General features: G+C 69.7%; 20 protein-coding genes. 16 read left to right on the top strand and 4 right to left on the bottom strand.

The features are described 5' to 3' along the window. Window positions 1-18: 18 nt before the first annotated feature. The gene (locus tag AB0I94_RS24510) at window positions 19-675 is read right to left on the bottom strand and encodes a potassium channel family protein (RefSeq protein ID WP_363311764.1); all 657 of its coding nucleotides are present in this window, start codon (window positions 673-675) and stop codon (window positions 19-21) included. A 67-nt stretch (window positions 676-742) separates the two neighbouring features. Between AB0I94_RS24510 and AB0I94_RS24505 the strand changes: the two genes are divergently transcribed. Then, window positions 743-1,306 carry an HIT domain-containing protein gene (locus tag AB0I94_RS24505; RefSeq protein WP_363311763.1) on the top strand — a complete coding sequence of 188 codons (564 nt, stop codon included), beginning with the start codon at window positions 743-745 and terminating at the stop codon, window positions 1,304-1,306. Window positions 1,307-1,312: 6 nt separating this feature from the next. Here the strand turns inward: AB0I94_RS24505 and AB0I94_RS24500 are convergent, their stop codons facing one another. Next, window positions 1,313-2,980: a hypothetical protein gene (locus AB0I94_RS24500; protein WP_363311762.1), complete on the bottom strand. Its 1,668-nt coding sequence runs from the start codon at window positions 2,978-2,980 to the stop codon at window positions 1,313-1,315. 134 nt (window positions 2,981-3,114) lie between these two features. Then, window positions 3,115-5,313 carry an elongation factor G-like protein EF-G2 gene (locus AB0I94_RS24495; protein WP_363311761.1) on the bottom strand — a complete coding sequence of 733 codons (2,199 nt, stop codon included), beginning with the start codon at window positions 5,311-5,313 and terminating at the stop codon, window positions 3,115-3,117. A gap of 257 nt (window positions 5,314-5,570) precedes the next feature. On the opposite strand from AB0I94_RS24495, the gene pgsA reads away from it, so the two are divergent. The 13 genes from pgsA (at window position 5,571) to secF (ending at window position 17,616) form a co-directional block, all read left to right on the top strand. Further along, on the top strand, window positions 5,571-6,242 hold the full coding sequence (pgsA, locus tag AB0I94_RS24490; protein WP_363311760.1) for a phosphatidylinositol phosphate synthase: 672 nt from the start codon (window positions 5,571-5,573) through the stop codon (window positions 6,240-6,242). Beyond that, window positions 6,239-7,177 (top strand): phosphatidylinositol mannoside acyltransferase, encoded by a 939-nt coding sequence (locus AB0I94_RS24485; RefSeq protein ID WP_363311759.1) that lies wholly within the window; start codon window positions 6,239-6,241, stop codon window positions 7,175-7,177. Before pgsA ends, AB0I94_RS24485 begins: the two co-directional genes overlap by 4 nt. After that, window positions 7,174-8,334, top strand: a complete 1,161-nt coding sequence (locus AB0I94_RS24480; protein WP_363311758.1) for a glycosyltransferase family 4 protein — start codon at window positions 7,174-7,176, stop codon at window positions 8,332-8,334. The genes AB0I94_RS24485 and AB0I94_RS24480 overlap by 4 nt, the downstream gene beginning before the upstream one ends. 92 nt (window positions 8,335-8,426) lie before the next feature. After that, window positions 8,427-8,981 (top strand): hypothetical protein, encoded by a 555-nt coding sequence (locus AB0I94_RS24475; protein WP_363311757.1) that lies wholly within the window; start codon window positions 8,427-8,429, stop codon window positions 8,979-8,981. Window positions 8,982-9,148: 167 nt separating this feature from the next. Continuing rightward, entirely contained in the window at window positions 9,149-10,063 is a 915-nt protein-coding gene (gene pdxS, locus AB0I94_RS24470) for a pyridoxal 5'-phosphate synthase lyase subunit PdxS (RefSeq protein ID WP_160503800.1), read from the top strand. A 12-nt stretch (window positions 10,064-10,075) separates the two neighbouring features. After that, window positions 10,076-10,681, top strand: a complete 606-nt coding sequence (gene pdxT, locus AB0I94_RS24465) for a pyridoxal 5'-phosphate synthase glutaminase subunit PdxT (protein ID WP_363311755.1) — start codon at window positions 10,076-10,078, stop codon at window positions 10,679-10,681. 50 nt (window positions 10,682-10,731) lie between these two features. Next, complete coding sequence (locus AB0I94_RS24460; RefSeq protein WP_363210989.1) at window positions 10,732-11,484, top strand: YebC/PmpR family DNA-binding transcriptional regulator; 753 nt, start codon at window positions 10,732-10,734, stop codon at window positions 11,482-11,484. Between the two features lie 132 nt (window positions 11,485-11,616). After that, the gene (gene ruvC, locus AB0I94_RS24455) at window positions 11,617-12,204 is read left to right on the top strand and encodes a crossover junction endodeoxyribonuclease RuvC (RefSeq protein ID WP_363311754.1); all 588 of its coding nucleotides are present in this window, start codon (window positions 11,617-11,619) and stop codon (window positions 12,202-12,204) included. Beyond that, entirely contained in the window at window positions 12,201-12,809 is a 609-nt protein-coding gene (gene ruvA / locus AB0I94_RS24450; protein WP_363311753.1) for a Holliday junction branch migration protein RuvA, read from the top strand. Before ruvC ends, ruvA begins: the two co-directional genes overlap by 4 nt. 60 nt (window positions 12,810-12,869) lie before the next feature. After that, the gene (gene ruvB / locus AB0I94_RS24445) at window positions 12,870-13,943 is read left to right on the top strand and encodes a Holliday junction branch migration DNA helicase RuvB (protein ID WP_363311752.1); all 1,074 of its coding nucleotides are present in this window, start codon (window positions 12,870-12,872) and stop codon (window positions 13,941-13,943) included. A gap of 164 nt (window positions 13,944-14,107) precedes the next feature. Next, entirely contained in the window at window positions 14,108-14,575 is a 468-nt protein-coding gene (yajC, locus tag AB0I94_RS24440; RefSeq protein ID WP_363311751.1) for a preprotein translocase subunit YajC, read from the top strand. Window positions 14,576-14,717: 142 nt separating this feature from the next. After that, window positions 14,718-16,487, top strand: a complete 1,770-nt coding sequence (gene secD / locus AB0I94_RS24435; RefSeq protein ID WP_363311750.1) for a protein translocase subunit SecD — start codon at window positions 14,718-14,720, stop codon at window positions 16,485-16,487. Window position 16,488: 1 nt separating this feature from the next. Beyond that, on the top strand, window positions 16,489-17,616 hold the full coding sequence (gene secF, locus AB0I94_RS24430) for a protein translocase subunit SecF (protein WP_363311749.1): 1,128 nt from the start codon (window positions 16,489-16,491) through the stop codon (window positions 17,614-17,616). 104 nt (window positions 17,617-17,720) lie between these two features. On the opposite strand, the gene AB0I94_RS24425 is transcribed toward secF, so the two are convergent. Beyond that, window positions 17,721-18,104, bottom strand: a complete 384-nt coding sequence (locus tag AB0I94_RS24425) for a hypothetical protein (protein ID WP_363311748.1) — start codon at window positions 18,102-18,104, stop codon at window positions 17,721-17,723. A gap of 298 nt (window positions 18,105-18,402) precedes the next feature. Between AB0I94_RS24425 and AB0I94_RS24420 the strand changes: the two genes are divergently transcribed. Together AB0I94_RS24420 and AB0I94_RS24415 are read left to right on the top strand one after the other, a co-directional pair. Continuing rightward, window positions 18,403-18,942, top strand: a complete 540-nt coding sequence (locus AB0I94_RS24420) for an adenine phosphoribosyltransferase (protein ID WP_363311747.1) — start codon at window positions 18,403-18,405, stop codon at window positions 18,940-18,942. 173 nt (window positions 18,943-19,115) lie between these two features. Beyond that, complete coding sequence (locus AB0I94_RS24415) at window positions 19,116-21,704, top strand: RelA/SpoT family protein (RefSeq protein ID WP_363311746.1); 2,589 nt, start codon at window positions 19,116-19,118, stop codon at window positions 21,702-21,704. The last annotated feature ends 63 nt before the right edge of the window (window positions 21,705-21,767 follow it).

Genomic DNA, 21,767 nt, shown 5'->3' with positions numbered 1-21,767 from the left:
GAGAGGCCCCCGGGACGTTCAGCGTCCCGGGGGCCTCTTCTCGTCCTCCCGCGCGAACACCTGGAGGAGCCACGACGAGAACGCCCCCGTGACCGCGCCGAGCAGCGCGAGACCGCAGATCATCATCCCCACCGCGATCAGGCGCCCCAGCGGCGTCACGGGTGTCTCGTCGCCGTAGCCCACGGTCGCCAGCGTGGCCGACGCCCACCACACGGCGTCGCCGAAGGTACGGATCGTCGCGCCCCGTGCCGTGTGCTCGTGCTGGTAGACGGCGAGCGCCCCGGTGAACCCGAGGAGCAGCGCCGAAAGACCGGCGTACGTGACCACGCGCGCGTGCAGCGCGAGACGCGGCCTCCCGCGCCTGCACTGAACCGCTTCGTAGACGTGCACGACGCGCAGCGGCCGCAGCAGGGGCAGGACGAGGACCAGGGTGTCCAGCCAGTGCGTGCGTACGAAGCGCAATCCCTGCCCGCTCAGCCGCCACCGCGCCGCGTAGTCCACGGCGAACGCGGCCCAGGCCGCGCACAGGACCGCGAGGAAGACGGCGCGCCATGTCGCGGGCAGTCCGGAGGCCAGGACAAGAACCGCGTACGCGGCCAGGTAGAGCAGCGAGGCCACGGCGAGCGGTGCCTCCGTGCGGCTCTCCCAGCGTCCATGAGGGCTGTCATCGGTCATCGACCCAGCTTCGCCGTGCCGCCCCCGGCGGGCGCCCCGCCGACACGCTCCGATCGGAGCAAGTCATATGCTGCACTGCATGACGAGTGAGCCGGAGCAGCAGATCGGAGTGGGGACGCAGGACGCGTTCCAGCGCCTGTGGACGCCCCACCGGATGGCGTACATCCAGGGCGAGAACAAGCCGAGCGGTCCGGGCGCCGACGACGGCTGTCCCTTCTGCACCATCCCGGCCAAATCCGACGAGGACGGCCTGGTCATCGCGCGCGGCGAGCAGGTGTACGCGGTGCTCAACCTCTACCCGTACAACGGCGGCCATCTGATGGTCGTGCCCTACCGTCACGTCGCCGACTACACGGAGCTGACCGCCCCGGAGACGGCCGAGCTCGGTGAGCTGACCAAGCAGGCCATGACCGCGCTGCGCGCCGCGTCCGGCGCGCACGGCTTCAACATCGGCATGAACCAGGGCACCGTGGCGGGCGCCGGCATCGCCGCGCATCTGCACCAGCACGTCGTGCCGCGCTGGGGCGGGGACACGAACTTCATGCCGGTCGTCGGCCACACGAAGATCCTGCCGCAGCTGCTCGCGGACACCCGCAAGATGCTGGCCGACGCCTGGCCCGCCGCGCTCTGAGGCGCCTCATGCGTCGTACACGTCCGCCTTCCTCGGCATCGGGTCCTGGACCGCGCCGCTGAGGAAGCCGGAGCGCGTACCGAACTTCTCCGTGTCCACGCCGTTCTCCTCGAGGACCTTGATGGCCGCCGAGTGCACCACGCGCAGCACGGGGGTGGCCGCGCGCAGCGCGTCGTCGGCCATGAAGCGGTGCCGCCACGGCTTGTCCGCCCAGGCGTGCCGCAGGCCGAAGGGCTCGGGCAGGACCAGCTTCCCGCCGAGGTAGTCCAGGAGCGGCGGATACCACGTGAAGGGGGCGCGCAGCGCGAGGCGTACGACCTCGTCGGCGTCGACCAGCGGCAGCTTGCGCTCCGTGGTCTCCCAGAACTTGATGGGCTTGGCGACCTTCTTGACCTTGGGGTCGGGCTTGCTGGTGAACAGCGAGTGGACCGGGCCGAGCGCGTGTCCTGTGACCTCGATGCGCAGGGTCTCGTGCAGCACGGTCACCGTGATCAGCATCGTGATGACCAACTGGCCGTCCCAGAGCGTGAACTGGACGCCGAGATAGTGCCGGTCACCGCTGCCGAACTGCTGCTCGTTACAGATCCGCTGTATCTCGTGGCCCCGGACCTGGAAGGCCTCGACCTCCGTGCCACCGGGGCGGGAGACCGCCTTGGCGTTCTCCCCGATGGGCGAGACGATCCAGTGCTTTATCGACGGGGTCGGGAAGCCGCCGGTGTGCAGCGGGCCGCGCTCGAGCAGGCGCAGCTGGTCGTGCACGGACCGAATGACATCCCAGCTGCGGAACGGGTGGATCTCCACGCCTTCCTTGCCGGAGACCAGCTCCTCGGCGAGCTGCCAGCTTCCCCAGCGCGTGCCCATGCCCAGTATTCCCTTGGGCCCCGCGTAGAAGACCGAGTTGCTCTGCTGCTCGGCCGACAGACGCGCAAGGCCCTGCCGGAGCTGCTCGGCGGCCGTCTCACCCGGGCTGCCCGGCACCGCCTCGGGGATCTTGGCGCCGATGCCACCGCCGGAGAGCAGGCTCGCCCAGCGGTTACGCAGGTCACGCGCGGTGCGCTCGGCGATCAGCTTGGCCCAGAACCAGCCCGCGACGGGGACGACGACCGCCGCGCGGATGTACCAGCCGAGGAGGCCGCCGATCGGCAGCTTGACGAGGAAGATCACGGCGAGGACGCCCACGGCGACCAGGACGGCCGTCGCGATGGCGCTCGCCCGCTTGTTGTCCCGCTTGACGACCGCCTGCTTGGCCGTGAAGAGCAGCAGCCAGACGAGCAGCCCCGGCAGGAAAAGGAGACCGCACAGCACCATCACGAGGGTGAGCCAGCGGTCGCGCTCCTTGCGGATGTTGTTCGCCGCGAGACAGTGCTCGACGATCGACTGCGGCTCCATGCCGAAGGACTGGATGAGCGGCTTGCGGGCCCCGCCGAGCATCCGTACCTGCACGGCCCGTGCGAACGCCTCACCCAGATTCGGTGCGAAGAGCGACCAAAGGCCTTCCTTCACCTCTGACTTGTGCCACTCGTTGTTGGCGTCGAGTATCTTCGTCGCCTTGTCGTCGCGGTACGCGGCTGACGCGAGGGCGTGGGTCGCCGCCGTCTGTCCTGCGGCCCCGGACAGCGGGACCTGGGCCCCGGGCCTGAAGTCGAATACGTCGTCCGCCACTGCCGCCCCCATCGCCGCAATATCTTCGCTCCTGCGGCTTTTCCCGACTTCCTTGCCCGGCACACCTGTTGATCAGGTCATCAGCGTATCGGTGTGCACCGACATCCGGCAGGGCGCATCCGGTGCACCCTGCCGGAGCCCCTCAACTAGGAGACCTTCTGGGCCTGTTCGCGCATCCTCTCGGAGAGCTGCGGCGGCATGGGTTCGTGGCGTGCGTACGTGCGGCTGAAGCGGGCGGTGCCCTGCGAGAGGGACCTCAGGTCCACGGCGTAACGCCCGATCTCGATCTCGGGCACCTCGGCGCGCACGAGCGTGCGCCCGCCAGGCGCCTGCTCGGTCCCGACCACCCGGCCGCGGCGCCCCGAGAAGTCGCTCATCACCGACCCCACATGTTCGTCGCCGACCAGGACCCGCACCTCGGCCACCGGCTCCAGGAGGTGGATCCCGGCCCCGGCCGCGGCCTCGCGCAGGGCGAGCGCACCCGCCGTCTGGAACGCGGCGTCCGAGGAGTCCACCGAGTGCGCCTTGCCGTCGAGCAGCGTGACGCGTACGTCGATCAGGGGGTATCCGGCGGCCACACCCTTCGCGGCCTGTGCGCGCACGCCCTTCTCGACGGACGGGATGAACTGCCGGGGCACGGCGCCTCCCACGACCTTGTCGACGAACTCGATGCCGCTGCCGCCCGGCAGCGGCTCGACCTCGATCTCGCAGATCGCGAACTGGCCGTGGCCACCGGACTGCTTCACATGACGGCCGCGCCCCGCCGACCTGTCCGCGAACGTCTCCCGGAGGGAGACCTTGTGGGACACCACGTCGACCTGCACGCCGTACCGGCTGCGCAGCCGCTCGAGCGCGACGTCCGCGTGGGCCTCACCCAGGCACCACAGGACCACCTGGTGGGTGTCCTGGTTCTGCTCCAGGCGCATCGTCGGGTCCTCGGCGACCAGCCGCGAGAGACCCTGGGAGAGCTTGTCCTCGTCCGCCTTGCTGTGCGCCTCGATGGCGAGCGGCAGCAGCGGGTCGGGCATGTCCCAGGGCTCCATCAGGAGCGGATCGTCCTTGGCCGAGAGGGTGTCACCCGTCTCGGCGCGGTTCAGCTTGGCGACGCAGGCCAGGTCTCCCGCGATACAGCTGCTGAGCGGGCGCTGCTGCTTGCCGAAGGGGGAGGAGAGCGCGCCGACGCGTTCGTCGACGTCGTGGTCCTCGTGTCCGCGGTCGGCCAGGCCGTGCCCCGAGACGTGCACGGTCTCGTCGGGGCGCAGGGTGCCGGAGAAGACACGTACGAGCGAGACGCGCCCCACGTAGGGGTCGGACGCGGTCTTCACGACCTCGGCGACCAGCGGCCCCTCGGGGTCGCAGGCGACGGCCGGGCGCGCCTTGCCGCCGGGTGTGGTGACGGCGGGCGCCGGGTGCTCGAGGGGGGTGGGGAAGCCGCCCGTGATCAGTTCGAGGAGTTCCACCGTGCCGATGCCCTGACGGGCGCCCTCGGCCGCCGGGGCCGCCGCGAGCACGGGGTGGAAGATGCCGCGCGCCACGGCCCGTTCCAGGTCGTCGACGAGGGTCTTGAAGTCGAGGTCCTCGCCGCTGAGATAGCGGTCCATGAGGGACTCGTCCTCGCTCTCGGCGATGATCCCCTCGATCAGTCTGTTGCGTGCGTCCTCGATGAGCGGGAGCTGCTCCTCGCCCGGCTCGGACTCCTTGCGTTCGCCGGACGCGTAGTCGAAGATCCGCTGCGAGAGCAGCCCGACCAGGCCGGTCACCGGCGCGTGTCCGTCCGGCCCCTGGGCGCCGTGCAGCGGCAGATACAGCGGCAGCACGGCGTCGGGGTCGTCGGCCCCGAAGGCCTCGGCGCAGGTCCGCGTCATCTCGCCGAAGTCGGCGCGGGCCGCCTCCAGGTGGGTCACCACGATGGCCCGCGGCATGCCGACCGCCGCGCACTCCTCCCACACCATGCGGGTCGCGCCGTCCACGCCGTCGGCCGCCGACACCACGAAGAGGGCCGCGTCCGCGGCGCGCAGACCGGCCCGCAACTCGCCCACGAAGTCGGCGTACCCCGGGGTGTCCAGGAGATTTATCTTGTAGCCGCCCCATTCGACGGGGACCAGGGACAGCTGTACGGAGCGCTGTTGCCGGTGCTCGATGTCGTCGTAGTCCGAGACGGCGGTGCCGTCCTCCACACGGCCCGCGCGGTTCACCGCCCCCGCGGTCAGCGCGAGGGCCTCCACCAGAGTCGTCTTGCCCGATCCGCTGTGGCCGACCAGCACCACATTCCGTACGGACGCGGGGTGGTCGGCCGCCGTAGCCCTGCCGGCGGCTCCGGGGTGTGCGTTCGCCTTGTCGCCCATGCCTTGCCTCCCGGTCACGTGCGCGTTGAGGAGGCACAGCCCCCTCGGGGATGCTGGCTGCTCGCGGACAGGCGGGGCCGTGTGCGGGTCGGCTCCGGCGACGACCGCGGTGCTTTCGAGCTTTCCACTCGGGTCACTGTGCGTCCATACGTCGTACGCGATCGTGAGGGGGCGAGCCGGTCTGTGAACGGCGTGACTACGATGGGCCAGCCGGTGGCCAACAGGGCCGCGCGGCTCACCGACCCCCCGGGAAGGCCATGCTGAACAAGTACGCGCGTGCATTCTTCACGCGTGTTCTCACACCGTTCGCCGCGTTTCTCATCCGTCGCGGCGTGAGCCCCGACGCGGTCACGTTCATCGGCACGGCCGGTGTGGTGGCGGGCGCGCTGGTCTTCTTCCCCCGCGGCGAGTTCTTCTGGGGCACGATCGTCATCACGCTCTTCGTGTTCTCCGACCTCGTCGACGGGAACATGGCGCGGCAGCTGGGACGCTCCAGCCGCTGGGGAGCCTTCCTGGACTCGACGCTCGACCGGGTCGCCGACAGTGCGGTCTTCGGCGGCCTCGCGCTCTGGTACGCGGGCTCGGGCGACAACGACATCCTGTGCGCCGTCTCCATCTTCTGCCTGGCCAGCGGCCAGGTGGTCTCGTACACCAAGGCACGGGGCGAGGCGATCGGCCTGCCCGTCGCCGTCAACGGCCTGGTGGAGCGCGCGGAGCGCCTGGTGATCTCACTGGTGGCCGCGGGCCTCGCGGGGCTGCACAAGTTCGGGGTCCCCGGCATCGACGTACTGCTGCCCATCGCCCTGTGGATCGTCGCCGTGGGCAGCCTCGTCACGCTCATCCAGCGCGTCGTCACCGTGCGCAAGGAGGCCGCCGAGGCGGACGCGGCCCCGCAGGCCCCGGCGCAGGGCAGTGAGGCCACGTCGTGAAGGACCGACTGACCGACGCGCTCTACGGAGCCGCCTGGAGCTCGGTCAAGAAGCTCCCGGAACCGGTGGCGGTGCGCCTCGGCCAGACCATCGCCGACGCCGTGTGGAAGCGCCGCGGCAAGGGTGTCCAGCGCCTCGAGGCGAACTACGCGCGCGTGGTGCCCGACGCGAGCCCGGAGCGCCTGCGCGAGCTGTCGAGGGCGGGCATGCGCTCGTACCTGCGCTACTGGATGGAGTCGTTCCGGCTGCCGTCGTGGAGCCGGGAGCGCGTCAAGGCAGGCGTCGACATCAAGGACCTCCACTACCTGACGGACGGCCTCGCCGCCGGCAAGGGTGTCGTGCTGGCCCTTCCGCACCTGGGCAACTGGGACCTGGCGGGCGCGTGGGCCACCATGAAGCTGGAGACGCCGTTCACGACGGTCGCCGAGCGGCTCAAGCCCGAGACGCTGTACGACCGCTTCGTCGCCTACCGCGAGGGCCTGGGCATGGAGGTCCTGCCGCACGAGGGCGGCTCCGCCTTCGGCACCCTGGCGCGCCGGCTGCGCGCGGGCGGCCTGGTCTGCCTCGTCGCGGACCGGGACCTCTCGGCTTCCGGCGTCGAGGTGAAGTTCTTCGGGGACACCGCGCGGATGCCCGCGGGGCCCGCGATGCTCGCGCAACACACGGGGGCGCTGTTCCTGCCTGTCACTCTCTGGTATGACGAGACGCCCGTCATGAAGGGGCGTGTTCACGCCCCCATCGATGTCCCCGAGACAGGTACCCGCACGGAGAAGACGTCTGTCATGACGCAGGCGCTGGCAGACGCCTTCGCCACGGGTATCGCCGACCATCCGGAGGACTGGCACATGCTGCAGCGCTTGTGGCTCGCTGATCTCGACCCCGCGAAGGGGCCCGCCGACGGTTCCGGGCGCCCCGCCGAGGGGACCACGCCGTGAGGATCGGCATCGTCTGCCCCTACTCCTGGGACGTGCCGGGCGGCGTCCAGTTCCACATCCGCGACCTGGCGGAGCATCTGATCCGTCTCGGGCACGAGGTGTCCGTCCTGGCCCCCGCGGACGACGAGACCCCCCTTCCGCCGTACGTCGTCTCGGCGGGCCGAGCCGTTCCCGTGCCGTACAACGGCTCGGTGGCCCGGCTCAACTTCGGCTTCCTGTCGGCCGCGCGGGTGCGCCGCTGGCTGCACGACGGCACGTTCGACGTCATCCACATCCACGAGCCGACCTCACCCTCGCTCGGGCTGCTCGCCTGCTGGGCGGCGCAGGGCCCGATCGTCGCCACCTTCCACACGTCCAACCCGCGCTCGCGGGCGATGATCGCGGCGTATCCGATCCTGCAGCCCGCCCTGGAGAAGATCAGCGCGCGCATCGCGGTGAGCGAGTACGCGCGCCGCACGCTCGTCGAGCACCTGGGCGGCGACGCGGTCGTCATTCCGAACGGCGTCGACGTCGACTTCTTCGCCAAGGTCGAGCCCAAGGCGCAGTGGCAGGGAGACACGATCGGCTTCATCGGCCGTATCGACGAACCGCGCAAGGGTCTTCCGGTGCTGATGAAGGCGCTGCCGAAAATCCTCGCCGAGCGCCCCGACACGCGGCTGCTCGTCGCGGGCCGTGGCGACGAGCACGAGGCCGTCTCCTCGCTGCCCGTCGAGATGCGCGACCGCGTGGAGTTCCTCGGCATGGTCAGCGACGAGGACAAGGCACGGCTGCTGGCCAGCGTCGACGTGTACGTCGCTCCCAACACCGGCGGCGAGAGCTTCGGGATCATCCTCGTCGAGGCGCTTTCGGCGGGCGCACCCGTACTCGCCAGCGATCTGGACGCCTTCGCGCAGGTCCTCGACCACGGCGTCGCGGGCGACCTGTTCACCAACGAGGACGCGGACTCGCTGGCCGCGGGGGCCCTGCGGCTCCTCGGCGACCCCGAGCGCCGCGAGGAACTGCGCGAGCGCGGCAGCAAGCACGTACGCCGCTTCGACTGGTCGACGGTGGGCGCGGACATCCTCTCGGTGTACGAGACGGTGGCGGACGGCGCCGCGGCGGTGGCCGCCGACGAGCGCTCCGGTCTGCGGGCGCGGTTCGGCCTCGCACGGGACTGACCACCCGCGGGGCTCCCTCGCGCGGGTTGCCCGGCGTGGGCCGGGGAGCCCGGCGGTGAACCGGCACCGCCGGTGCGACTAGCCTTCCCCCGGTGACCTCGACACTGATCTGGATCGCGGTAGCCCTCTTCGCGATCGGCCTCTACCTGAGCTGGACCGCGGGCCGCCTCGACCGGCTGCACGCCCGCATCGACGCATCTCGCGCCGCTCTCGACGCCCAGCTGCTGCGCCGGGCGTCGGTCGCCCAGGAGCTGGCCACCTCGGGGGTGCTCGACCCGGCGGCCTCCATCGTGCTCTACGAGGCGGCGCACGCGGCCCGGCAGGCCGAGGAGGAGCACCGTGAGGTCGCCGAGAGCGAGCTCAGCCAGGCGCTGCGCGCGATCTTCGGCGAGACGCAGCAGGTCGAGATGGTGCGCGAGGCGCCAGGCGGCGACGAGGCGGCGTCCGAGCTGGCCGCGGCCGTCCGCAGGGTGCCGATGGCCCGGCGGTTCCACAACGACTCCGTACGCGCGGCACGTGCCCTGCGCAGGCACCGCAAGGTCCGCTGGTTCCATCTCGCGGGGCACGCGCCGTTCCCGATGGCCTTCGAGATGGACGACGAGCCGCCGGTCGCGCTGGCCGACCGTGCGACGACTCAGAACCCCTGATGCGCCGACTCGGACCCCCTGACCGGACAGGCCACCGGGCACGCCGCTGACCAGGGGCGCCCGGGAAAAATGAGCCACCGGTCATCCATTGGCCCTTGCTGTGGACTGGTCGCCAGGAGTTTCCTCGTAGACGCAGGAACCCGTCTTCAGCGAGCGAGGTCAACTCCGTGTCCAGCACCCTCCCCAGCAGCAACCAGTCGCCCGAGACCGGCACCGCGCGCGTCAAGCGCGGCATGGCCGAGCAGCTCAAGGGCGGCGTCATCATGGACGTCGTCAACGCCGAGCAGGCGAAGATAGCCGAGGACGCGGGCGCGGTCGCCGTCATGGCGCTGGAGCGGGTCCCCGCCGACATCCGCAAGGACGGCGGCGTCGCCCGGATGTCCGACCCGAACATGATCGAAGAGATCATCGAGGCCGTCTCCATCCCGGTCATGGCCAAGTCCCGCATCGGCCACTTCGTCGAGGCCCAGGTGCTCCAGTCCCTCGGCGTCGACTACATCGACGAGTCCGAGGTCCTGACCCCGGCCGACGAGGTCAACCACAGCGACAAGTTCGCCTTCACGACCCCGTTCGTGTGTGGCGCCACCAACCTGGGCGAGGCCCTGCGCCGCATCGCCGAGGGCGCGGCCATGATCCGCTCCAAGGGCGAGGCCGGCACCGGCAACGTCGTCGAGGCCGTCCGCCACCTGCGCCAGATCAAGAACGAGATCGCCAAGCTGCGCGGCTTCGACAACAACGAGCTGTACGCCGCGGCCAAGGACCTGCGCGCCCCGTACGAGCTGGTCAAGGAGGTCTCCGAGCTGGGCAAGCTGCCGGTGGTGCTCTTCTCGGCCGGTGGCGTCGCCACCCCCGCCGACGCCGCCCTGATGCGCCAGCTCGGTGCCGAGGGCGTCTTCGTCGGCTCCGGCATCTTCAAGTCGGGCGACCCGGCGGCCCGCGCCGCCGCCATCGTGAAGGCCACCACCTTCTACGACGACCCCAAGATCATCGCGGACGCGTCCCGCAACCTCGGCGAGGCCATGGTCGGCATCAACTGCGACACCCTCCCCGAGGCCGAGCGCTACGCGAACCGTGGCTGGTAAGGCACTACGTAGATGACTGACACCCCTGTAGTCGGCGTCCTGGCACTCCAGGGCGACGTACGGGAGCACTTGGTCGCCCTGGCCACGACGGACGCCGTGGCCAGGCCGGTCAGGCGCCCCGAAGAGCTTGCCGAGGTGGACGGCCTGGTCATCCCCGGCGGCGAGTCCACCACCATCTCCAAGCTGGCCACCTTGTTCGGCCTCGCGGAGCCGCTGCGCGCGCGCGTGCGCGCCGGTATGCCGGTCTACGGCACCTGCGCGGGCATGATCATGCTCGCCGACAAGATCCTCGATCCGCGCTCCGAGCAGGAGACCTTCGGCGGCATCGACATGATCGTGCGCCGCAACGCCTTCGGACGGCAGAACGAGTCCTTCGAGGCGGCCGTCCACATCGCCGGCATCGACGGTGCCCCCGTGGAGGGCGTCTTCATCCGCGCGCCCTGGGTCGAGTCGGTCGGCGCCCGCGTCGAGGTGCTCGCCGAGCACGAGGGACACATCGTCGCCGTGCGTCAGGGCAACGCGCTCGCGACGTCGTTCCACCCCGAGCTGACGGGCGACCACCGCATGCACGAACTGTTCGTGGGGATGGTGCGGGGGACCGCGGCGGCGGCTTCCTAGTAGGATCTCCGCGTTGATACAGAGTTGGGTAACGCGAAGGAGACAGGCAGATGTCCGGCCACTCTAAATGGGCTACGACGAAGCACAAGAAGGCCGTGATTGACGCCAAGCGCGGCAAGCTCTTCGCGAAGATGATCAAGAACATCGAGGTCGCGGCCCGCACGGGCGGCGCCGATGTGTCCGGTAACCCGACCCTCTTCGACGCCATCCAGAAGGCCAAGAAGAGCTCGGTCCCGAACAAGAACATCGACTCCGCGGTCAAGCGCGGCGCCGGTCTCGAAGCCGGTGGCGCCGATTACGAGACGATCATGTACGAGGGTTACGGCCCGAACGGCGTCGCCGTGCTCATCGAGTGCCTCACGGACAACCGCAACCGCGCGGCTTCGGACGTACGCGTCGCGATGACCCGCAACGGCGGCTCCATGGCCGACCCGGGCTCCGTCTCGTACCTCTTCAACCGCAAGGGCGTCGTCATCGTCCCCAAGGGTGAGCTGTCCGAGGACGACGTCCTGGGCGCGGTCCTGGACGCGGGCGCCGAAGAGGTCAACGACCTCGGCGAGTCCTTCGAGGTCCTCTCCGAGGCCACCGACATGGTCGCGGTCCGCACCGCGCTCCAGGAGGCCGGCATCGAGTACGACTCGGCCGACGCCAACTTCGTCCCGACCATGCAGGTCGAGCTGGACGAGGACGGCGCGCGGAAGATCTTCAAGCTGATCGACGCGCTCGAGGACAGCGACGACGTCCAGAACGTCTTCGCCAACTTCGACGTGAGCGACGAGGTCATGGAGAAGGTCGACGCGTAGCGCTGCCGCGAGTTGAGCGGTTTCGGCGGGCCGGGTGGGACACACGTCCACCGGCCCGCCGCTGTTGTCGGTGGCAGCGGATAGCCTGGCTCGAAGTCAAAGATCGCCGCCGCGACGAGGGGAGGGACGCGCATGCGCGTACTGGGGGTGGACCCCGGGCTCACCCGGTGCGGTGTGGGGGTCGTCGACGGAGTCGCCGGACGCCCGCTGACCATGCGCGCGGTCGGCGTCGTCCGTACGCCCGCCGACGCGGAGCTCGGTCACCGTCTGGTCGCCATCGAGCGGGGCATCGAGCAGTGGCTCGACGAGCATGATCCCGAAGTCCTCGCCGTGGAGCGGGTGTTCAGCCAGCACAACGTACGTACGGTCATGGGCACCGCTCAGGCGAGCGCCGTGGCCATGCTCTGCGCGTCCCGCCGCGGCATCCCCGTCGCCCTGCACACGCCGAGTGAGGTCAAGGCCGCCGTCACCGGCAACGGCCGCGCGGACAAGGCCCAGGTCGGCGCGATGGTCACCCGCCTCCTGCGGCTCGACGCACCGCCCAAGCCCGCCGACGCCGCGGACGCACTCGCCCTCGCCATCTGCCACATCTGGCGCGCCCCCGCTCAGAACCGGCTCCAGCAGGCCGTCGCCACCCAGAACCGGCTCCAGCAGGCCGCAGCCCTGCACGCGTCGCGCACCTCCACAGCCCAGTCAGCACAGAAAGGCCGTACCGCATGATCGCCTTCGTCAGCGGCCCCGTCGCCGCCCTCGCCCCCGATGCCGCGGTGGTCGAGGTCGGCGGTGTCGGCATGGCCATCCAGTGCGCACCGAACACGCTCTCCACCCTGCGCATCGGTCAGCAGACCAAGCTCGCCACCTCGCTCGTCGTCCGCGAGGACTCCCTCACCCTGTACGGCTTCGCGGACGACGACGAGCGCCAGACCTTCGAACTCCTGCAGACCGCGAGCGGCGTCGGACCGCGCCTCGCGCTGGCCATGCTCGCCGTGCACAGCCCGGACGCCCTGCGTCGCGCGGTCGCCACCGGTGACGAGAAGGCGCTCACCGCGGTCCCGGGCATCGGCAAGAAGGGCGCCCAGAAGCTGCTCCTGGAGTACAAGGACCGCCTCGGCGAGCCCCTCGGCACGGGTGGCCCCGCCATCGGCACCCCTGTCACCTCCGGCTGGAGCGATCAGCTGCACGCGGCGCTGATCGGCCTCGGGTACGCGTCACGGGAGGCCGACGAAGCCGTCGCCGCCGTCACCCCGCAGGCCGAGGCGTCCGAGAAGCCGCAGGTGGGCCAGCTCCTCAAGGCGGCGCTGCAAACCCTGAACCGCACCCGCTAGCCCTCCGGGCGACCGCACCATCCGGCCACATCCCCTGAACCGCATCGCGAGGCACACCGCATGAACTGGGACGACACGACCGACGAAGCTGCCGGTGCGGCCGAGCGGCTGGTCGGTGCGTCCGCCGACGGCGAGGACCAGGCGGTGGAAGCCGCCCTGCGCCCCAAGGACCTGGGTGAGTTCATCGGCCAGGAAAAGGTGCGCGAGCAGCTCGACCTCGTCCTGCGCGCCGCTCGCGCCCGGGGCGCCACCGCCGACCACGTCCTGCTCTCCGGCGCCCCCGGCCTCGGCAAGACCACCCTCTCGATGATCATCGCGGCCGAGATGGGTGCCCCGATGCGCATCACCAGCGGCCCCGCCATCCAGCACGCGGGCGACCTCGCGGCGATCCTGTCCTCCCTCCAGGAAGGGGAGGTGCTCTTCCTCGACGAGATCCACCGGATGTCCCGGCCCGCCGAGGAGATGCTCTACATGGCGATGGAGGACTTCCGCGTCGACGTGATCGTCGGTAAGGGCCCCGGCGCCACGGCCATCCCGCTGGAGCTGCCGCCCTTCACCATGGTCGGCGCCACCACGAGGGCGGGCCTGCTGCCGCCGCCGCTGCGCGACCGCTTCGGCTTCACCGCGCACATGGAGTTCTACGAACCCGCCGAGCTCGAGCGCGTGATCCACCGCTCCGCGCAGTTGCTCGACGTGGAGATCGACCCGGCCGGAGCCGCCGAGATCGCCGGGCGCTCGCGCGGCACGCCCCGTATCGCCAACCGCCTGCTGCGCCGCGTACGGGACTATGCGCAGGTCAAGGCCGACGGTGTGATCGACAAGGACATCGCGGGCGCCGCCCTGAAGGTCTATGAGGTGGACGGCCGCGGTCTCGATCGCCTCGACCGCGCGGTCCTGGAGGCTTTGCTCAAGCTCTTCGGCGGCGGGCCCGTCGGCCTGTCGACGCTCGCCGTCGCCGTGGGGGAGGAGCGGGAGACGGTCGAGGAGGTCGCCGAGCCCTTCCTGGTACGGGAGGGACTGCTCGCGCGTACCCCCCGCGGCCGGGTCGGGACGCCCGCCGCATGGGCGCATCTCGGCCTTGTTCCGCCACGGCAGGCGGGCGGAATCGGACAAGGGGACCTGTTCGGGGCGTGACGGCGCGCGTACTCGCCCGGTCAGGAACTGCGGTGCCATGCTGAGCGTTGTTCGTTAGGTGCGGACTCGCTTAGACTCCGCCGATGCCGCCCTTGCGGGCGGCGAGCCCACCCCCGTCCATCAGGCCGCTTATCTGCGCGGTCATGCGAAGGAAACTCCGTCCCGTGAATATCGTGACCCTCCTCCCCTTCATCGTGCTCATCGGGGCCATGTTCCTGATGACGCGCTCCGCCAAGAAGAAGCAGCAGGCGGCCGCGCAGATGCGCAATGAGATGCAGCCCGGCACCGGCGTCCGCACGATCGGGGGCATGTACGCCACCGTCAAGGAGGTTCACGACGACGCCGTCCTCCTTGAGGTGGCCCCTGGTGTGCACGCGTTCTACGCGAAGAACTCCGTGGGCGCCGTCCTCGAGGACGACGAGTACAACCGCATCATCCACGGCACGAGTGCCGTGAAGTCGGACGACCCCGTCGTCCCGGACGACGCCTCCTCCCTCACCGAGACCGACGAGCCCGCCGCCGACGCTTCCGACGACTCGCCCATCGACCTCGGCAAGAAGGACGCGGACAGCGCCCCCAAGGCCGACGACGCCGAGCCGAAGAAGACCGACGGCGAGTCCGGCACGAAGTAACCACGACCGGGGTTCGTGGCGCGCGGCCTGCGCGGCCACGGCCCCCGCGGTGCGTGGGTCTCGTGACGGGTCTCGACACCACTTCATGGCCGCCCTCGGCACGTAATGGGGTCCAGGCGGTTGGACAGGGAGAAACGAGAAGGTGGCAGCACCGAAGAAGGGCCGGAGGCAGAGCGGTCAGGGGAGGCCGGGCCGTTCCCTGGTCCTGATCCTCATCGCCATGGTGGCGCTCACCGGGGGAATGTTCCTCTCCGGTCACACCACGCCGCGCCTGGGCATCGACCTCGCGGGCGGTACGAGCATCACGCTCGGCGCCAAGAGCGAGCCCGGCAAGCCCAATGCGGTCAACAAGACCAACATGGACACGGCGGTGGGCATCATCGAGCGCCGTGTCAACGGGCTCGGTGTCTCCGAGGCTGAGGTCCAGACTCAGGGCGACCGCAACATCATCGTCAACATCCCCAAGGGGACGAACCAGAAGCAGGCGCGCGAGCAGGTCGGCACGACCGCTCAGCTCTACTTCCGTCCCGTGATGACGGTGGCGGCCGGAGCGCCGACCCCCGATCCCTCCGCCAGCCCGTCCGAGTCGCCGAAGGCGACCGACAAGGACGGCAAGGGTGACAAGGGTGACGCGGCTGACAAGGACGGCAAGGACACGGCGTCCTCGCCCGGCCCGACGGAGAGCCCTAAGGGCCGTGCCGTCACCGACGCCCTGAAGGCCGACCCCACTCCGTCGCCCAAGGGCTCGGACAAGCCCGAGGGCAGCGACGCCCCGTCGCCGACCCCTTCGGCGGACGCGGCCACGAAGGAGTTGCAGGAGAAGTTCACCGCGCTCGACTGCACCAAGCAGAGCAGCCGGACCAAGGCGACCGAAGGCATCAAGCCGAGCGAACCGATGGCGGCCTGTGGCAAGAACAGCGCCGGCCAGTGGGAGAAGTACGTCCTGGGCCCGGCCGAGGTCGAGGGCAAGGACGTCAAGGACGCCAAGGCCGTGCTCGACCCCGAGCGTGGCATCTGGATCGTCACGATGGACTTCAGCAAGAAGGGCTCCAAGGACTTCGCCGCGACCACCGGCAAGCTGATGAAGCAGAGCGAGCCGCAGAACCAGTTCGCGATCGTTCTCGATGGTGAGGTCGTCTCGGCCCCGCGCGTGACCTCGCAGCTGAGCTCGAACGCCGAGATCAGCGGCAGCTTCACCCAGGAGTCGGCCAAGGACCTGGCGAACATGCTGTCCTACGGCGCCCTGCCGCTCACCTTCCACGAGGACAGCGTCACCACCGTGACCGCGGCGCTCGGCGGCGAGCAGCTGCGCGCCGGTCTGATCGCCGGTGCCATCGGTCTGGCGCTGGTCGTCATCTACCTCGTGGCGTACTACCGAGGCCTGGCCTTCATCGCACTGCTGAGCCTCGTAGCCTCCGGCATCCTCACGTACACGATCATGACCTTGCTCGGTCCTGCCATCGGCTTCGCACTGAACCTGCCGGCGGTGTGTGGTGCGATCGTTGCGATCGGTATCACCGCGGACTCGTTCATCGTGTACTTCGAACGCATCCGGGACGAGATCCGCGAGGGCCGTACGCTGCGCCCCGCCGTCGAGCGGGCCTGGCCGCGTGCCCGGCGCACCATCCTCGTCTCGGACTTCGTGTCCTTCCTCGCCGCCGCGGTGCTGTACGTCGTCACCGTGGGCAAGGTGCAGGGCTTCGCGTTCACGCTCGGTCTGACCACTCTGCTCGACGTCGTGGTGGTCTTCCTCTTCACCAAGCCGCTGATGACGATCATGGCCCGCAAGAAGTTCTTCGCGAGCGGCCACAAGTGGTCCGGGATCGACCCGTCGCGGCTAGGTGCCAAGCCTCCGCTGCGCCGCACCCGCCGTACCCCTGGTCCCGCTGGCTCCGACCCGAAGGAGGCGTGAGATGTCGAAGCTCGGCAACCTCGGCGCCCGGCTCTTCCACGGCGAAGTCGGCTACGACTTCATCGGCAAGCGGAAGATCTGGTACGGCGTCTCTATCCTGATCACCATCACGGCGATCGTCGCTCTGGCCGTCCAAGGCCTCAACATGGGCATCGAGTTCAAGGGTGGCGCGGTCTTCACCACGCCGAAGACCGCGGCCTCGGTCGAGCATGCCCAGGAGTCGGCGGAGGAGGCCTCGGGACACCAGGCCATCGTCCAGAAGCTCGGCAACGACACGATGCGTGTCCAGATCTCGGGCGTGGACACGAACAAGTCCGACCAGATCAAGGAAGAGCTCGCCAAGGACCTCGGCGTCCCGGCGAAGGACATCAATGCGGATCTGGTCGGCCCCAGTTGGGGTGAGCAGATCGCCAACAAGGCCTGGACAGGCCTCGGTGTCTTCCTCGTCCTGTGCGTGATCTATCTGGCGATCGCCTTCGAGTGGCGGATGGCCGCCGCGGCACTGGTCGCCCTGATCCATGACATCACCATCACGGTCGGTATCTACTCCCTGGTCGGCTTCGAGGTCACCCCGGGCACCGTGATCGGTCTGCTGACGATTCTCGGTTACTCGCTCTACGACACGGTCGTCGTCTTCGACTCGCTCAAGGAGCAGGGCAAGGAGGCGGCCAAGCAGACGAGGTTCACCTACAGCGAGATCGCCAACCGGTCGATCAACAGCACCCTGGTGCGTTCCATCAACACCACGGTGGTCGCGCTCCTTCCGGTGGCGGGCCTTCTGTTCATCGGTGGCGGTGCGCTCGGCGCGGGCATGCTGAACGACATCTCGCTGTCGCTCTTCGTGGGTCTCGCGGCCGGAGCGTACTCCTCGATCTTCATCGCCACTCCGCTCGTCGCCGACCTCAAGGAGCGTGAGCCGGCGATGAAGGCCCTGAAGAAGCGGGTGCTCGCCAAGCGGGCGTCTGCCGCTGCCAAGGGCGAGTCGCTGGCCACCGAGGCGCCGCTGCATGACGGTGAAGAGCCGACTGACGACATCCCGGCGGCTGCCGGAGTGGTCGGCGGCCAGCGCGGTAACCAGCAGCAGCCCCGCGGCCGCGGTCGTGGTCGTCCCTCGGGGAAGCGCCGCTGACCGAGCCGGGCCACCGGCTTCGACAGCAGCACCAAAGCACGGGCCCCGCTCCTCCTGTGAGGAGCGGGGCCCGTGCTTTTGTGCTGCTCAGGAGCTGACGAGGCTTACTGCCACTTGAGCAGCGAGAAGCCCTTGATCTTGATCTCGGGATGCGCCGCGACGTTCCCCCAGGGCACGTTCTTGATGAACCCGCTCTTGCCGCAGCCGGCGTTGTACCACTTGGCCACGTACTTCTTCGTCGACTTGTTGTACTTGAAGCCCTTGACCTTGATGCAGGGGGTACCGCGCTCCGCCGCCCAGCGGTAGCGCACCTTCAAGCCCTTGTGCCCCCACAGCGAGCACGGGTCCTTGGACTTCGTCCAGCGGCCCGCGACACCGCCGGCGTTCTGCCAGCCGTTGCAGCTGGCCATGGTCGTGACCGATGCGCTCTTGGTGGTCTTCGCGGTGGTGGCGCCTGCGGGAGACGCCGCCCCGGCGAGCGCGGTCATCGCCACGAGGGGTACGACCCCAGTGGCAATCTTGCGAGAGATATGCACTGTTCCTCCGTTTTAGCCCCGAGAAGGGGCGGTCGCGGATGATCTTGCCATGCGGTCGCTTTTCGGCTCCAGTAACTTGAGCAAAGTCTGAGGTTTGCTCGTTAACTCCGTTTAAAACTGCACTAGTTGCTCGAAGCGGTCCACCAGCCGGAACAGCGGGTGGGCGCGAGCGGGGAGGGGGCATCGTTTTTGCTAAAGTGACTCGCCGCGACGAACAAGACGTTCGAATCCACAACAACGAGGCGGGCAGATGACCCAGGTACAGGAACTTCTGCTCAGTCGTATCCGGGACGTTCCCGATCACCCGGAGCCCGGCGTGATGTTCAAGGACATCACGCCGCTCCTGGCGGACCCGCGGGCCTTCGCCGCGCTGACCGAGGCCCTCGCCGACCTCGCGGTGCGGCACGGCGCCACGAAGATCGTCGGTCTGGAGGCCCGCGGCTTCATCCTGGGCGCCCCGGCCGCGCTGCGCGCCGGGCTCGGCTTCATCCCCGTACGCAAGGCGGGCAAGCTCCCCGGAGCGACGCTCAGCCAGCGTTACGACCTGGAGTACGGCAGCGCAGAGATCGAGGTGCACGCCGAGGACCTCGCCGCCGACGACCGCGTCATGGTCATCGACGACGTCCTGGCGACCGGCGGCACCGCCGAGGCGTCCCTGCGGCTCATCCGCCGTGCGGGCGCCCAGGTCGCCGGTGTGGCGGTTCTGATGGAGCTCGGCTTCCTCGGGGGCCGCGCCAAGCTGGAGACGGCCCTGGAGGGCGCCCCGCTGGAGGCCCTCCTCACCGTCTGAGCAGCCACCACGCACACCTTGAGACGGGCCCGGAGGAATCCGGCGCCCGCCCCAGGTGTTTCTCCAGTAGTGAGCAGTCTCACGGGCTGAAGGGGAGTCGAAGGTCCAGGATCGATACCATGGGTTCTTCGGGGCCTGACCGGGGGACCCGGATCGCGCACAGGGAGCGCCTCTTGCCAGACGAGTCCAAGGCACTCACCGCCGCCAAGGCCGCGGAGCAGGCCAAGAGCGCGGCGGCGGCCTCCGCTGCCGTGCCCGCGAAGAGCACGCCGCCCGCCACGGGCGCGACGCCGGCGAAGCGGGAGAGCACGCCCCCGGGCATCAAGTCCGCGCCGAGCACGCCGGGCGCCGGCGCCGCCCGTGACAGGTCGGCCGCCGATCCTTCGCGCCCCAAGCCCCCCACCGAGGCCCGCGCGGGCAGCACGACGCCCACGCCACGCCCCACCGCCGCCAAGAACGAGCGCTCAGGCTCCTCCAACCGCGTGCGCGCCCGCCTGGCCCGCCTCGGCGTCCAGCGTTCGAACCCGTACAACCCGGTCCTCGAGCCGCTGCTGCGGATAGTGCGCAGCAACGACCCCAAGATCGAGACGGCGACGCTGCGCCAGATCGAGCGCGCCTACCAGGTCGCCGAGCGCTGGCACCGCGGCCAGAAGCGCAAGAGCGGTGATCCGTACATCACGCACCCCCTCGCCGTGACGACCATCCTCGCCGAGCTCGGCATGGACCCGGCCACCCTGATGGCCGGGCTCCTGCACGACACCGTCGAGGACACCGAGTACGGCCTGGACACCCTCAAGCGCGACTTCGGCGACCAGGTCGCCCTGCTCGTCGACGGCGTCACCAAGCTGGACAAGGTCAAGTTCGGTGAGGCCGCCCAGGCCGAGACCGTGCGCAAGATGGTCGTCGCCATGGCCAAGGACCCCCGCGTCCTGGTCATCAAGCTCGCCGACCGCCTGCACAACATGCGCACGATGCGGTATCTCAAGCGCGAGAAGCAGGAGAAGAAGGCCCGCGAGACCCTGGAGATCTACGCTCCGCTGGCGCACCGCCTGGGCATGAACACCATCAAGTGGGAGCTGGAGGACCTCGCCTTCGCGATCCTCTACCCCAAGATGTACGACGAGATCGTCCGCCTCGTCGCCGAGCGCGCCCCCAAGCGCGACGAGTACCTGGCCATAGTGACCGACGAGGTCCAGGCCGATCTGCGCGCCGCCCGCATCAAGGCCACCGTCACCGGCCGCCCGAAGCACTACTACAGCGTCTACCAGAAGATGATCGTGCGAGGCCGCGACTTCGCAGAGATCTATGACCTGGTGGGTATCCGGGTACTCGTCGACACTGTCCGCGACTGTTATGCCGCACTCGGCACCGTCCACGCGCGATGGAATCCGGTCCCCGGCCGGTTCAAGGACTACATCGCGATGCCGAAGTTCAACATGTACCAGTCGCTGCACACGACGGTCATCGGCCCCAACGGCAAGCCCGTGGAGCTCCAGATCCGTACGTTCGACATGCACCGCCGCGCCGAGTACGGCATCGCCGCGCACTGGAAGTACAAGCAGGAGGCCGTCGCCGGCGCCTCGAAGGTGCGCACCGACGTGCCGAGGAAGGCCGGCGGCAAGGACGACCACCTCAACGACATGGCGTGGCTGCGCCAACTCCTCGACTGGCAGAAGGAGACCGAGGACCCCAGCGAGTTCCTGGAGTCGCTGCGCTTCGACCTGTCGCGCAACGAGGTCTTCGTCTTCACGCCGAAGGGCGACGTCATAGCGCTCCCGGCGGGCGCGACGCCGGTCGACTTCTCGTACGCGGTGCACACCGAGGTCGGCCACCGCACCATAGGGGCCCGGGTCAACGGACGGCTCGTGCCGCTCGAATCGACCCTGGACAACGGCGACCTGGTGGAGGTCTTCACCTCCAAGGCGGCGGGCGCGGGCCCGTCCCGCGACTGGCTCGGCTTCGTCAAGTCACCGCGGGCGCGCAACAAGATCCGGGCGTGGTTCTCCAAGGAGCGCCGCGACGAGGCCATCGAGCAGGGCAAGGACGCCATCGCGCGCGCCATGCGCAAGCAGAACCTGCCGATCCAGCGCATCCTCACGGGCGACTCCCTGGTCACCCTCGCGCACGAGATGCGCTACCCCGACATCTCGTCCCTCTACGCGGCGATCGGCGAAGGCCACGTCACCGCGCAGTCCGTCGTGCAGAAGCTCGTCCAGGCGCTCGGCGGCGAGGAGGCCGCCAACGAGGACATCGCCGAGAGCACACCGCCCTCGCGCAGCCGCAGCAAGCGCCGCGCCAACGCCGACCCCGGTGTCGTCGTCAAGGGCGTCGAGGACGTCTGGGTCAAGCTCGCCCGCTGCTGTACACCGGTGCCGGGGGACCCGATCATCGGCTTCGTCACGCGCGGAAGCGGCGTATCGGTCCACCGCAGCGACTGTGTGAACGTCGACTCGCTCTCCCGCGAGCCCGAGCGGATCCTGGAAGTCGAGTGGGCGCCCACCCAGTCGTCGGTCTTCCTGGTCGCCATCCAGGTCGAGGCCCTCGACCGCTCGCGGCTGCTCTCCGACGTGACGCGCATCCTGTCGGACCAGCACGTGAACATCCTGTCCGCGGCCGTCCAGACCTCCCGCGACCGGGTCGCCACCTCGCGCTTCACCTTCGAGATGGGTGATCCCAAGCACCTGGGCCATGTGCTCAAGGCGGTCAGGGGCGTCGAGGGTGTCTACGACGTCTACCGCGTGACGTCGGCGCGCAGGCCCTGACCTTCGTCGCACCCATGGGTCCGCCCCGGCGCTTCAGCGCCGGGGCGGACCCATGGGTGTCGA

This window comes from Streptomyces sp. NPDC050147 (assembly GCF_040660195.1).
GTDB lineage: Bacteria > Actinomycetota > Actinomycetes > Streptomycetales > Streptomycetaceae > Streptomyces.
The sequence above is the reverse complement of the archived record's forward strand: the minus strand, read 5'-3'. Positions and strand labels throughout refer to the sequence as shown.

Coding starts and splice junctions, on each gene's coding strand:
- AB0I94_RS24505 (WP_363311763.1), top strand. CDS start 743: ATGCTGCACTGCATGACGAGTGAGCCGGAGCAGCAGATCGGAGTGGGG.
- ruvA (WP_363311753.1), top strand. CDS start 12,201: ATGATCGCCTTCGTCAGCGGCCCCGTCGCCGCCCTCGCCCCCGATGCC.
- ruvC (WP_363311754.1), top strand. CDS start 11,617: ATGCGCGTACTGGGGGTGGACCCCGGGCTCACCCGGTGCGGTGTGGGG.
- pdxT (WP_363311755.1), top strand. CDS start 10,076: ATGACTGACACCCCTGTAGTCGGCGTCCTGGCACTCCAGGGCGACGTA.
- pgsA (WP_363311760.1), top strand. CDS start 5,571: ATGCTGAACAAGTACGCGCGTGCATTCTTCACGCGTGTTCTCACACCG.
- AB0I94_RS24500 (WP_363311762.1), bottom strand. CDS start 2,980: ATGGGGGCGGCAGTGGCGGACGACGTATTCGACTTCAGGCCCGGGGCC.
- AB0I94_RS24495 (WP_363311761.1), bottom strand. CDS start 5,313: ATGGGCGACAAGGCGAACGCACACCCCGGAGCCGCCGGCAGGGCTACG.
- AB0I94_RS24510 (WP_363311764.1), bottom strand. CDS start 675: ATGACCGATGACAGCCCTCATGGACGCTGGGAGAGCCGCACGGAGGCA.
- AB0I94_RS24425 (WP_363311748.1), bottom strand. CDS start 18,104: ATGACCGCGCTCGCCGGGGCGGCGTCTCCCGCAGGCGCCACCACCGCG.
- AB0I94_RS24460 (WP_363210989.1), top strand. CDS start 10,732: ATGTCCGGCCACTCTAAATGGGCTACGACGAAGCACAAGAAGGCCGTG.
- AB0I94_RS24420 (WP_363311747.1), top strand. CDS start 18,403: ATGACCCAGGTACAGGAACTTCTGCTCAGTCGTATCCGGGACGTTCCC.
- ruvB (WP_363311752.1), top strand. CDS start 12,870: ATGAACTGGGACGACACGACCGACGAAGCTGCCGGTGCGGCCGAGCGG.
- secF (WP_363311749.1), top strand. CDS start 16,489: ATGTCGAAGCTCGGCAACCTCGGCGCCCGGCTCTTCCACGGCGAAGTC.